11 protein-coding genes are annotated in these 12074 nt (G+C 70.3%); 1 reads left to right on the top strand and 10 read right to left on the bottom strand.

Annotated features, from left to right (window positions below):
* Positions 1–3 precede the first annotated feature (3 nt).
* The 4 genes from QTI33_RS29825 to QTI33_RS29810 form a co-directional block, all read right to left on the bottom strand.
* Positions 4–513 carry a YgjP-like metallopeptidase domain-containing protein gene (locus tag QTI33_RS29825; protein ID WP_286510139.1) on the bottom strand — a complete coding sequence of 170 codons (510 nt, stop codon included), beginning with the start codon at positions 511–513 and terminating at the stop codon, positions 4–6.
* Positions 510–1799, bottom strand: coding sequence for an Hsp70 family protein (locus tag QTI33_RS29820; protein WP_286510138.1), 1290 nt, complete (start codon positions 1797–1799; stop codon positions 510–512). The genes QTI33_RS29825 and QTI33_RS29820 overlap by 4 nt, the downstream gene beginning before the upstream one ends.
* Positions 1796–3358: a lysine--tRNA ligase gene (gene lysS / locus QTI33_RS29815; RefSeq protein ID WP_286510137.1), complete on the bottom strand. Its 1563-nt coding sequence runs from the start codon at positions 3356–3358 to the stop codon at positions 1796–1798. The genes QTI33_RS29820 and lysS overlap by 4 nt, the downstream gene beginning before the upstream one ends.
* 70 nt (positions 3359–3428) lie before the next feature.
* The gene (locus QTI33_RS29810) at positions 3429–4076 is read right to left on the bottom strand and encodes an LON peptidase substrate-binding domain-containing protein (RefSeq protein ID WP_286510136.1); all 648 of its coding nucleotides are present in this window, start codon (positions 4074–4076) and stop codon (positions 3429–3431) included.
* Positions 4077–4126: 50 nt separating this feature from the next.
* Between QTI33_RS29810 and QTI33_RS29805 the strand changes: the two genes are divergently transcribed.
* The gene (locus QTI33_RS29805; RefSeq protein ID WP_286510134.1) at positions 4127–4684 is read left to right on the top strand and encodes a YggT family protein; all 558 of its coding nucleotides are present in this window, start codon (positions 4127–4129) and stop codon (positions 4682–4684) included.
* 37 nt (positions 4685–4721) lie between these two features.
* On the opposite strand, the gene accD is transcribed toward QTI33_RS29805, so the two are convergent.
* From accD to QTI33_RS29775, 6 genes are read right to left on the bottom strand one after another with little or no spacing between them, the layout of a single operon-like run.
* Positions 4722–5594 carry an acetyl-CoA carboxylase, carboxyltransferase subunit beta gene (gene accD / locus QTI33_RS29800; protein WP_286510133.1) on the bottom strand — a complete coding sequence of 291 codons (873 nt, stop codon included), beginning with the start codon at positions 5592–5594 and terminating at the stop codon, positions 4722–4724.
* Positions 5595–5616: 22 nt separating this feature from the next.
* Positions 5617–6450 (bottom strand): tryptophan synthase subunit alpha, encoded by an 834-nt coding sequence (gene trpA / locus QTI33_RS29795; RefSeq protein ID WP_286510132.1) that lies wholly within the window; start codon positions 6448–6450, stop codon positions 5617–5619.
* On the bottom strand, positions 6450–7724 hold the full coding sequence (gene trpB / locus QTI33_RS29790; protein ID WP_286510131.1) for a tryptophan synthase subunit beta: 1275 nt from the start codon (positions 7722–7724) through the stop codon (positions 6450–6452). The genes trpA and trpB overlap by 1 nt, the downstream gene beginning before the upstream one ends.
* A gap of 48 nt (positions 7725–7772) precedes the next feature.
* The gene (locus tag QTI33_RS29785; protein ID WP_286510130.1) at positions 7773–8453 is read right to left on the bottom strand and encodes a phosphoribosylanthranilate isomerase; all 681 of its coding nucleotides are present in this window, start codon (positions 8451–8453) and stop codon (positions 7773–7775) included.
* Positions 8450–9262 carry a tRNA pseudouridine(38-40) synthase TruA gene (truA, locus tag QTI33_RS29780; RefSeq protein ID WP_286510129.1) on the bottom strand — a complete coding sequence of 271 codons (813 nt, stop codon included), beginning with the start codon at positions 9260–9262 and terminating at the stop codon, positions 8450–8452. The genes QTI33_RS29785 and truA overlap by 4 nt, the downstream gene beginning before the upstream one ends.
* Before the next feature lie 26 nt (positions 9263–9288).
* Positions 9289–11994 (bottom strand): FimV/HubP family polar landmark protein, encoded by a 2706-nt coding sequence (locus QTI33_RS29775; protein ID WP_286510128.1) that lies wholly within the window; start codon positions 11992–11994, stop codon positions 9289–9291.
* Between the last annotated feature and the right edge of the window lie 80 nt (positions 11995–12074).

The raw sequence follows: 12074 nt of genomic DNA, 5'->3' as shown, positions 1-12074 counted from the left end.
CTTTCAGGCCGAGGGCGTCCACAGCCGCTCGCCGCCGCCGTCCAGGTGCGTCAGGTACAGCCGCAGGTCGAACTCGTGCTGGTGGTAGTCGGGCTCCATGTGCAGGCAGAGCTTGTAGAAGGCCTTGTCGTGCTCGCGCTCCTTCATGTGCGCCAGCTCGTGCACGACGATCATCCGCAGCCATTCGATCGGCACTTCCTTGAACAGGCTCGCCACCCGGATCTCGCGCTTGGCCTTGAGCTTGCCGCCCTGCACGCGCGAGACCGTGGTGTGGGTGCCGAGGGCGTTGCGGATCACGTGCAGCTTGTTGTCGTACATCACCTTCGAGAGCGGCTCGGCGTTGCGCAGGAACTCGCTCTTGAGTTCGCTCACGTAGTCGTAGAGCGCGCGGTCGGTGCGGATCTCGTGCGCGGCGCCGTGGCGCTGGCGCAGCCAGTCGCCGAGCCGGCCCTCGCCGACCAGGGTCTGGACCTGGGCGCGCAGCGCCGCGGGGTACGCGGCGAGGTACTTCATGCCGGCTGGGGCGTGCGTTCGCTGGCGGAAGCGGCCGAAGCGGCATAGGCCAGGCCGGCCGCCACGCCGCCGAACAGGTCGCCCTCGACCAGCTCGACCCCCGGGAAGGCCTCGCGCAGCGCCTGCTGGAACGGCCGCAGCGCCGACGAGCCGCCGGTCAGGTAGATCGCGTCCAGGTCGCCGGGCCGGAGGCCGGCGCGCTGCACGCACGCGCCAGCGCAGGCCACCACGCTGTCGAGCAGCGCCGCCAGATGCTGCGCCATGTCGGGCGCGCTCAAGGCGGCCTGCAGGCCGCGCTCCGCGCACGACAGGTCGATCGAGACCTCGCCGTTGGTCATCGAGGAGCGGATCTTGGCCTCCTCGACCTCGCTGGCCACGCGGTGGCCCTCGCGGTTCACCAGCACATTCATGAGCCGGTCGTGCAGCCGCGTGTCGCGGTAGCTGCTGCGCAGCTCCTGCACCTGGCGGATCGACTTGGGCGTCTGCAGCCAGTTGATCAGGTGCCAGGTCGAGAGGTCGAAGAAGGTCCGGCTCGGCACTTCGCGGCCCTGCGGGCCATGGTGGCGAAAACCCAGGTGCGGCATCGCGCAGGCCAGGCTCAGGCGCTGGTCGTAGTCGGTGCCGCCGATGTGGACGCCGGTGGTGGCGAGCACGTCGCCGGCGCGGTCGGGTTTCTCCATCCGGTCGGGGCCGAGCCGCACCACCGTGAAGTCGGAGGTGCCGCCGCCGATGTCGACGATCAGCACCAGCGATTCGCGCGTCACGCGGCGCTCGAAGTCGAAGGCGGCCGCGATCGGCTCGTACTGGAACGTGACCTCGCCCAGCCCGGCCTTCTCGGCCGCCTGGCGCAGCGAGGCTTCGGCCTGGGCGTCGCGCTTCTCGTCGTCGTCGACGAAGCGGATCGGGCGGCCGATGACGACCCGGCCGGGCGCCGCGCCGAGCTGGCGCCGGGCCCGGTCGCCCAGCTCGGCCAGGAACAGCGTGATGATGTCCTCGAAGCTGACCAGCTGGTTGTCGATCTCGGTCGGCTCCTGCATCAGCGCGCTGCCCAGGATGCTCTTGAGCGAACGCATCAGCCGGCCTTCGGTGCCCGCCAGGTAGAGCGCCATCGCCTCGCGGCCGAAATGGGTGCTGCGGTCCTCGGCATTGAAGAAGATCGCGGTCGGAATGGCGATGGCCGAGCCTTCGAGCAGCAGCGGCCGGGCGAGCCCGTCCGCGCCCACGCAGGCGGCGGCGGAATTCGACGTCCCGAAGTCGATCCCGATGGCGGGTGCGCGCTGGCTCAAGACTCGCGCCGCAAGGCCGGGAACAGGATCACGTCGCGGATGCTCGGCGAGTCGGTCAGCAGCATCATCAGGCGGTCGATGCCGATGCCGCAGCCGCCGGTCGGCGGCATGCCGTATTCGAGCGCGCGTACGAAGTCGTGGTCGAAGAACATGGCTTCGTCGTCGCCGCTGTCCTTGGCCGCGACCTGGGCGTTGAAGCGCGCGGCCTGGTCTTCGGCGTCGTTGAGCTCGCTGAAGCCGTTGCCGAACTCGCGGCCCGTGATGTAGAGCTCGAAGCGCTCGGTGACCTCGGGGCGCTCGTCGTTGGCGCGCGCCAGCGGCGAGATCTCGGTCGGGTGCTCCATGATGAAGGTCGGCTGCCAGAGCTTTTCTTCGACGGTCTCCTCGAAGTACATCACCTGCAGGCTCGCCAGGCTGCGCTGCGAGAGCTTGTCCTTTTCCTCGCTGAGGCCGATCTTGCGCAGTGCGTTGACCAGCCAGGCGGCATCGTCGACGCCGTCGCCGGCTTCCGTGTGCTTGCGGATCGCCTCGCGGATCGTCAGCCGCTCGAAGGGCTGGCTCAGGTCGACCGGCTTGCCCTGGTAGTCGAGCTGCTGGCTGCCCACCGCCTTGTCGGCGATGGTGCGGATCAGCGTCTCGGTGAAGTCCATCAGGTCGCGGTAGTTCCAGTAGGCCGCGTAGAACTCCATCATCGTGAATTCCGGGTTGTGCCGGACCGAGATGCCTTCGTTGCGGTAGCTGCGGTTGATCTCGAACACGCGCTCGAAGCCGCCGACGATCAGCCGCTTGAGGTACAGCTCGGGCGCGATGCGCAGGAACATCTCCTGGTCGAGCGCGTTGTGGTGCGTCTTGAAGGGCTTGGCGTTGGCACCGCCCGGGATCGGATGCAGCATCGGCGTCTCGACTTCGAGGAAGTCGTGGGCCACCATGAACTCGCGCAGCGCGCTGACGGCCTTGCTGCGGGCCGCGAAGCGCTCGCGCGCGGCGCCGTCGGTGATCAGGTCGACGTAGCGCTGGCGGTACTTCTGCTCCTGGTCGGCCATGCCGTGGAACTTGTCGGGCAGCGGCCGCAGGCTCTTGGTCAGCAGGCGCAGCTGCGTCACCTTGACCGACAGCTCGCCGGTCTTGGTCTTCATGAGCGTGCCGACGGCGCCGATGATGTCGCCGAGGTCCCAGCGCTTGAAATCGGCGTAGGCTTCGTCGCCGACCGCGTCGCGCTGCACGTACAGCTGGAGGCGGCCGGTGGCGTCCTGCAGGGTGGCGAAGCTGGCCTTGCCCATCACCCGCTTGAGCATCATGCGGCCGGCCACGCTCACTTCGATCGGCGTGGCCTCCAGCAGCTCGGCCTCGGTCTCGCCATGGGCTGCGACGAGCGCCGCCGCGCGGTGGCCGGGCTTGAAGTCGTTCGGGAACGCGACGCCCTTGCCGTCCGCCTGCGCGCTGCGCAGCGCCTTGAGCTTCTCGCGCCGTTCGGCGATGAGCTGGTTGTCGTCGACGGCGGGCGCCGGTGCGGAGGCCGCGGCAGGCGCGGGAACGGAAGGAGTCAGGTGGTCGGACATGGGCGCTGGAGTGGGGGCGCGGCAAAAAGCGCGCAACCTGCCATTTTAACGGGCGGCGCCCCCGGGCCAGCTATTTTGCGATGCCGGCGCGGGCCAGCAGGTCGCTGACCAGTTCGAGCCGCATCAGCGGGCTGTCGAGCGCCATCAGCCGCTGCTTGAGTTCGGTCTTCATCGGCAGCAGTTCGCACCAGCGGTTCGCGACCCAGCCGCAATCCTCGAAGCGGTGCGGCTCGCCGATCGGCAGCCGCACGCCATCGCCACCTTCCATGCGGCGCCGTTCCTCGAGGGTGTTGACCAGGCGCCGGAGGGCGTCGGCCGTGTGCTGGAGGTCCTCGGGCAGGGCCAGCGGCAGGTCGTCCGGCACGGCGTCGACCTCGGCGGTCCAGAGGCCGTGCTTGTGCAGTTCGCTCGAGCGCAGCCGGAAGCGTTGCGTGCCGACGCATTCGATCTGCATCAGGCCGGCCTGCGGGGCGTCGAATTCGCGGATCACGGCGAGGGTGCCGACCTCGGCGAAGGACTCGGCTTCGGCGCCGGGGCGGCGAACCTCCTGGCCCTGCGTCAGCGAGACGACGCCGAACGGGGCACCGTTGCGGTGGCAGCGGCCGATCATGTCGAGGTAGCGGACCTCGAAGATGCGCAGTGGCAGCAGGCCGTCGGGAAACAGCACCGTGCCGAGCGGGAACAATGGGAGGGCGCGCAGAAGGGGTTGTGTCGTCATCGATGAACCTTGGCGTGGCTATCATCGCATTCCCTTCACGACCACGCGCCATGTTCTACCAGATCCCCTCGTTCCTGCTCGACGTGATCGTCGGCCTCCTGGGCGGCGCCTGCCTGCTGCGTCTCTACATGCAATACCACCGGGTGCCTTTCGGCAATCCGCTCGGGCGCTTCGTGTTCGCGGTCAGCGACTGGATCGTGCTGCCGCTGCGCCGCGTGATTCCGTCGGTCAAGCGCTGGGACCTGGCCAGCGCGGTGGCGGCCTGGCTGCTGGTGCTGGCCAAGTTCCTGCTGCTGTGGCTGCTGCTGGGCGGCATCGGGCGCTGGGCCGTGCTGCCGCTGGTGTCGCTGATCGGGCTGCTTCAGCTCGCGGTGTCGGGGCTGACCGCGCTGCTGATCGTCCACGCGGTGCTGTCCTGGGTGCCGAATGCGTCGTCGATGCTGCACGACCTGATCGCGCGCCTGGCCGAGCCGCTGGTGCGGCCGCTGCGCCGCTTCATTCCGCTGGTCGGCGGGGTCGACCTGTCGGTGCTGGCCGCGATCGTGCTGCTGCAGGTGGTCGCGATCGTCCTCGGCAACATGATGCAGGGCGCCTTCACCCTGGGCTGACGTCCCACGGCCGGCGCAGCCAGGCCGGGGGGCGAGCCTAATCCACGGCGTCGGCGGGCTGTCGCAGCAGCATCGCCAGCGTGCTGGCGATGGTCTTGCGCAGTTCGCGGCGGTCGCAGATGAAGTCGACCGCGCCCTTGGTCTGCAGGAATTCGGCGCGCTGGAAGCCCTCGGGCAAGGTCACGCGCACGGTCGATTCGATCACCCGCGGACCGGCGAAGCCGATCAGCGCCTTGGGCTCGGCGATCACGACGTCGCCGACGAAGGCGAAGCCGGCGCTCACACCCCCCATCGTGGGGTCGGTCAGCACGCTGATGTAGGGCAGGCCCTTCTTGGCCAGCCGGGTGAGCGCCGCATTGGTCTTGGCCATCTGCATCAGCGACAGCAGGCCTTCCTGCATGCGCGCGCCGCCGGTGGCGGTGAAGCAGACGAAGGGCACCTTCTGCTCGATGGCGGTCTCGACGCCGCGCACGAAGCGCTCGCCGACCACGCTGCCCATGCTGCCGCCCATGAAGTCGAACTCGAAGCAGGCGACCACCAGGTTGATGCTGTGCACCGAGCCGCCGATCACCACCAGGGCGTCGGTCTCGCCGGTGTTCTCGAGCGCCTCCTTGAGCCGCTCGGGGTACTTGCGGCTGTCCTTGAACTTCAGGGCGTCGACCGGCAGCACTTCCTGGCCGATCTCGTAGCGGCCCTCGGGGTCGAGGAAGGCGTCGAGCCGCGCCCGGGCGCCGATGCGGTGGTGGTGGCCGCAGCTCGGGCAGACGTTCTGGTTGTGCTCCAGGTCGGTCTTGTAGAGCACGGTTTCGCAGCTCGGGCACTTGATCCAGAGGCCCTCGGGCATCTGGCGCCGCTCGCTCGGGTCGGTCGGCGTGATCTTGGGGGGCAGCAGTTTTTCAAGCCAGCTCATGGTGCTCCTTCGTTGGCGTGGATTATCCGACAGTCGCGGACCGGGGCAGGGCGTCGAGCGCCTGGCGGATCCCGGCCAGGAAATCGCGCACCGCCGGCACGACCGCCTCGCGCGGCTGGCCGTCGATCAGCTGGATGATGCGGGTGCCGATCACGACCGCGTCGGCGGCCGCGCCGACCGCCTGGGCGGTGCCGGCGTCGCGGATGCCGAAGCCCACGCCGACCGGCACGCCCACGTGCCGGCGGATGCGCGGCAGCATGCGGCCGACGGCGTCGGTGTCGAGGTGGCCGGCACCGGTCACGCCCTTGAGCGAGACATAGTAGACGTAGCCGCTGGCGATCCGGCCGACCTGCGCCATGCGCTCGTCGGTGCTGGTCGGGGCCAGCAGGAAGATCAGGTCGATGGCATGGGCCTTCAGGGCGGCGGCGAAGTCCTCGCATTCCTCGGGCGGGTAGTCGACCACGAGCAGGCCGTCGACGCCGGCGGCCGCGGCATCGCGGATGAAGGCGCCCTTGCCATGCACGCCGTCATAGCGTTCGACCGGGTTGGCGTAGCCCATCAGCACCACCGGCGTGGCGTTGTCCTGCTCGCGGAAGGCGGCGACCATGGCCAGCACCTGCGTCATGCCGACGCCGAGCGCCAGCGCGACTTCGCCGGCCTGCTGGATCACGGGGCCGTCGGCCATCGGGTCGGAGAACGGCACGCCGAGCTCGATCACGTCGGCACCGGCGGCGACCATGCCGTGCATCAGCGCGGGCGTGATGTCGGCATAGGGGAAGCCGGCCGTGACATAGGGAATCAACGCCTTGCGGCCTTCTTTTTGCAGGGCCTCGAAAGTGGCGGCGATGCGGCGCATCACTTGGCTCCCTTCACTTGCAGGCCGCGCATCGACGGCCGGTCGTAGAAGTCGACCCCCGACAGGTCGGCCACGGTGCCGATGTCCTTGTCGCCGCGGCCCGAGAGATTGACCAGGATCGACTGGTCCGGCCGCATCGTCTTCGCCAGCTTCATGGCGTAGGCGAAGGCGTGGCTCGATTCGAGCGCCGGGATGATGCCCTCGGTGCGGCACAGGTAGTGGAAGGCCTCCAGCGCCTCGGTGTCGGTGATGCCGACGTACTCGGCGCGGCCGATGTCGGCCAGGTAGGCGTGCTCGGGGCCGACGCCGGGATAGTCGAGGCCGGCGCTGATGCTGTGGGTCTCGGTCACCTGGCCGTCGTCGTTCTGCAGCAGGTAGGTGCGGTTGCCGTGCAGCACGCCAGGGCTGCCGCGCAGGATCGAGGCCGAATGCTTGCCGCTGTCCAGGCCTTCGCCGGCGGCCTCGACACCGATCAGCCGCGTGCCGGCGAACGGAATGTACGGGTGGAAGATGCCCATCGCGTTGCTGCCGCCGCCGACGCAGGCGACCACCACGTCGGGCTGCCGGCCTTCGGCCTCGCCGGTGATGCCCTGCGCCGCCAGCATGGCCGGCATCTGCGCGATGCACTCGGTGCCGATCACGCTCTGGAAGTCGCGCACCATCGTCGGGTACGGGTGCGGGCCGGCCACCGTGCCGATGATGTAGAAGGTGTTCTCGACGTTGGTGACCCAGTCGCGCATGGCTTCGTTGAGCGCGTCCTTCAGTGTCTTGCTGCCCGACTCGACCGGCACCACGGTGGCGCCGAGCAGGTTCATGCGGTAGACGTTCGGGCTCTGGCGCTTCACGTCCTGGCTGCCCATGTAGACCACGCATTCGAGGCCGTAGCGGGCGCAGATGGTGGCCGTGGCCACGCCATGCTGGCCGGCGCCGGTTTCGGCGATCACGCGCGGCTTGCCCATGCGCTTGGCGAGCATGGCCTGGCCGATGGTGTTGTTGACCTTGTGGGCGCCGGTGTGGTTCAGGTCCTCGCGCTTGAGGTAGATCTGGGCGCCGCCGATCTCGCGGCTGGTGCGCGCCGCATGGTAGATGGGCGAGGGACGGCCGACGAAATGGGCCAGCTCGTAGTGGAATTCGGCGAGGAATTCGGGGTCGTCCTTGTAGCGGGCGTAGGCGTCGCGCAGTTCGCTGATCGCATGGGTCAGCGTCTCGCTGGCGAAGGTGCCGCCGTAGATGCCGAAATGGCCGCTGGCGTCGGGTTGCTGGTAGGTTTCCATGGTCTCGCTTCGGTGGGCCGGCGCCCGCGGATCGAAGCGGGGCGCCAGTCAGGAAAGGGCATCGGCCGCACGCACGGCGGCCACGAATGCGTGAATCTTCATGGCGTCCTTGAGGCCCTTGGCGGCCTCGACGCCCGAACTCACGTCAACGGACAGCGATCTGCAGCGCGTCCGCAGCTGGCGAATGCCATCGCCCACGTTTGCAGGTGCGAGCCCACCACTCAAGACGAGGTGAGCGTCGACGGCGGGTGGAAGTAGTGACCAATCGAATGCCTTGCCGCCACCGCCGTAGGCTTCGACATGGGCGTCGAGCAGGATGGCCGTGGCGCGGGAGTAATCGGACGCGTATTTTACGAGGTCGAAGGAAGCCCCGGCGGCGCCGAGCGGAATCCGGGCCGCGCGCAGGTAGCGGTGGCGACCGCGGCCGCTGGCTTCCCAGCACTGTTCAGGCCGTTCGTCGCCGTGGAACTGGGCCATGGCACCGGCCACGCGCGCCAGCGCATCGAGGGTCGCCGGCACCGATTCGTTGACGAACAGCAGCACCGGCGTCACGAAGGGCGGCAGCCGCGCGGCCAGCTCGGCAGCGCGCTCGACGCTCACCGCGCGCGGGCTGGCCGGATAGAGCACGAAGCCGATCGCGTCGGCGCCGGCCCCGACGGCGGCGTCGACGTCGGCCTCACGCGTCAGGCCGCAGATCTTGATGCGGGTGCGGGCGGGCGGGGCGTTCATGGCGGACCATCATACGCAGCACCTCCGGCCTGCAGCGTCGCCTCCGGCGGCAGGCCCCAGCCGGCGTCGTACAGCGGGCCGAGAAAATACAGGCCGGCCGGCGAGAAGGTCGGCGCCGCCACCACCCGGCTGCGCGCGGCCAGCACCTCGGCCATCCATTCGGGCGGAGAGTCGCCGCGGCCGATGCGAACCAGGCAGCCCATGATGTTGCGGATCATGTGGTGCAGGAAGGCGTCGGCCTCGAACTCGAAATGCCAGCGGCAGCGTTCGCCCTCGCCATGGCGCGTGATCGCGATCCGGCGCAGGTCCTTGACCGGCGAACGCGCCTGGCAGGCCGAGGCACGGAAAGAACTGAAATCGTGCTGGCCGACCAGGACGGCGGCGGCGGCCCGCATCGCATCGCCGTCGAGCGCGTGCATCGTCCAGCCGACCCGGCCGGCGTCCAGGCTCGGGCGCACCGGCGATTGCGACAGCACGTACAGGTAGCGGCGGGTGAGCGCGCTGGCGCGGCAGTGGAACTGGTCGGGCACCGGCTGCGCCCATTGGACCGCGATGTCGGGCGGCAGGAAGCGGTTGGTGCCGCGGACCCAGGAGAAGGGCGTGCGCTCGACCGAGGTATCGAAGTGCACCACCTGCATCAGGCCGTGGACCCCGGTGTCGGTGCGACCGGCGCACAGCGTCGAGATCGGCTGGGCGGCGAACTGGGCCAGGGCCGCCTCGAGCTTGTCCTGCACCGTGAGGCCCGAGAGCTGGCTTTGCCAGCCCTGGTAGGCCTGTCCGTTGTAGCGGATACCGAGGGCCAGCCTCACAGCGGAATCGGCGGCCGCATGGCCGCTCAGCGCAGCTGGCCGAGCAGTTGCTTGGCTTCGGCCTTGATGTCGCCGGCGCTCTCGGCGGCGACTTCCTCGACCAGCGAGCGGGCGCCTTCGACGTCGCCCAGCGCCTTCAGTTCGCGAGCCAGCGAGAGCTTGATCGCGTGCGGGTTCTCGTTGCTGTCGTCGATCGCCTCGAGGCGGCCGCGCTCGGTGTCGGGCGGGGTGCGGCTGGACAGGCCAGCCAGCGAACTCATGTCGAATTCGATGAAGCCGGAATCGGCGGGCAGGCCGGCGCGCAGCGGCGCGGGCTGGGTGCGCTCCTCGTCGGCGTGCGACGATCCGCGCGCCATGGGCTCGAGGGCGCCGGGGGCGGTATCGAAGTCGTTCTCGAGGTCGAGGCGGCTGATCGCGGGGGCGGCCGGCAGATGGCCGTTGAGCGGCGCCGTGACGGTGCTCGGCAGCTCGGCGGCGGCCGGGACCGGCTTGTGCACCGGGGCCGGCGTGATCGGCAGGCTGGCCGTGATGGGCGCCGGGGCGGTGGTGGCTGGCGGCGCGCTGAGTTCGAGGTCGAAGTCCAGCGGGGCCACCGAGGGCACGAAGGCCGGCGGCGGGGCTTCGACTTCCGGGGTCGGCGCGAGCGGGGCGGGGGCGCTGGCGGCGGCCAGCGTGCCGGCGAAGGCAGCGGCCTCGGCGGCGGACACGCCACCGCGGCTGCCGGTCTCGTAGAGCGGGTTGCCCGGATCGAGGTCCTTGCCGAGCTCGACCACGCGGTTCCAGTCGCTGCCGGTGCCGCCGGTGAGCTTGTGGACGTCGGCGGCCAGCGCTTCGTAGGCGCGCAGGTCGCGACGCTTGGCGTGGATCTCGAGCAGCTTGAGGTGGATGGCAGTGCGTTCCGGATTGACCCGCAGGGCCTCGCGCAGGATTTCCTCGGCCTGCAGGTCGCGGCCATAGGCGAGGTAGACGTCGGCTTCGGCCACCGGATCGACGTCGCCGGCGTCCAGCTGGCTCGGCGAGTAGGACAGCGAGGACACCACCGAGTTGCCGCGGTTCTTGGTGTCGACCGATTCGCCGCCGCTGGCGCCGAAGAAGGAGTCCTTGGGGATGCGGCTTTCGATGAAGACGCTGTCGCCGGCGTCGCGGCGCTTGCGGCCGAGCACGCGGTAGAGCAGGAACCCGATCAGCAGCGCGATCAGCGCGGCCGCGCCGGCCATCAGCGGGTTGTCGAGCAGTTCGGAGAAGAAGCTCTGCTGCGCGGGCGGCGGGGGAGGCGGCGCCTTGGCGACCGGCTTGGCGGCGGCCACGGGCGGCGTCACCGCGGGTGCGGCGGCGGCCGGTGCGGACGCAGCGGGGGCGGCTGCCTTGAGACCGGCATCGGCGGCCGCGGCGGCCGCAGCGACCGTCGGCGCGACCACGGCCGGCGTCGTCGCCGCGGCCGGGGTGGCGGGCGCCGCGGCGGCGGGTGCAGGGCTGGCGGCCGACGCAGGCGCCGCAGCGGCCGGTGCCGTCGAGGCTGCCGGTGCCACTGGCGCGGGGGCCGGCGCCGTGGGCGCCGCGCCGCTGGCGGCCTGGATCTTGTTCAGCTCGGAGATGTTCTTGGACAGCTCGGCCACGCGTGCATTGCTGGCCTGTGCCTGCTTCGCCTGGGCGATCTGCTCTTCGGTCGGGCGGCCCGGGGCGAGGCCCTGGGAGATCTTGAGCTTGTCGCTGGATGCGTTGGCGGCGTTGCGGTCCTCGACGTTGGCTTGCAGCTTGCCGGAGGTCTGGCGGTCGGCGTCGGCGACCTTCGAGGTCGGCGCGTTGTCGGCCAGGCGGCGACGGTACTCGCCGAAATCCTGGCTCTGGGCCGTCACGGTGCGGCGGGCCTCGGCGGCCGGAACGGACTCGGCCTGGGGCGTGCCGGGCAACTCGAGCACCGCGCCAGCCTTGATCCGGTTGACGTTGCCGCCGATGAAGGCGTTGGGATTGGCGCGCAGCAGCGCCACCAGCATCTGGTCGAGGGATACCTCGGCCGGCTTGTAGGCGGCCGCGATCTTGCCTGCGGTGTCGCCCGGCTGGACCTTGACCTGCTCGCCGTTCGAGGTGCGCACCGTGCCGCTGTCGGCAGCGGCGGGCGCGGGTGCGGGTGCGGGTGCCGCTGCGGCAACCGGGCGCTCGCGCCGCACGGGCGGCGCCTGCACTTCGGCCGGCACGACGCGCTGCGCGGGCGCGGCGGAGATCTGCGGTGCCACCGGCGCCACCGGGGCGGCCGCCTGGCGGCTGGTCGGCGGGTCGAGCAGGACCGTGTAGTCGCGCACGACGCGCCCCGAACCCCAGTTGGCTTCGAGCAGCAGGTCGACGAAGGGCTCGCTGAGCAGGCGGTTGCTGGTGAGGCGCACCACGTAGCGGCCGTCGGCGCGCTTCTGGACGCCGACGCGGACGTCCGACAGCGCCGCGTTGTAGGGCACGCCGGCGGCGCGGAAGGCCTCGGCCGAGGCGATGTTGACCTTGAGGCTGTCGGCTTCGGCCGCCGTGATCTCGGTGACCTCGATCTCGGCCCGCAGAGGTTCGCCCAGCGCCGACTGCACATTCAGCCGTCCCAGCGCCAGGGCGCTGGCGTCAGCGGCCAGGCCGCCGCCCAGAGCCAGGGCGACCGCCGCGCTCAGGAGCGTGAGCTGACTCCGGCCAGGGGTCGTCGAACTCGGGGAGGTGGCCGAAAGGCGGGCCGCAGGCAACGGTTGTCGTGTCATGCTGGTAGGGGCAGCTCGGCCCAAAAGTGTAAGGGGACGTTAACATCAACACCCTGCACTGACAAGGCGACAGGCCTTAT

Origin of the sequence: Variovorax davisae, from assembly GCF_030316845.1 — a bacterium.
GTDB classification, from domain to species: domain Bacteria; phylum Pseudomonadota; class Gammaproteobacteria; order Burkholderiales; family Burkholderiaceae_C; genus Variovorax; species Variovorax davisae.
Note: the sequence above shows the minus strand (reverse complement) of the source record. Positions and strands in the feature narration are given on the sequence as shown.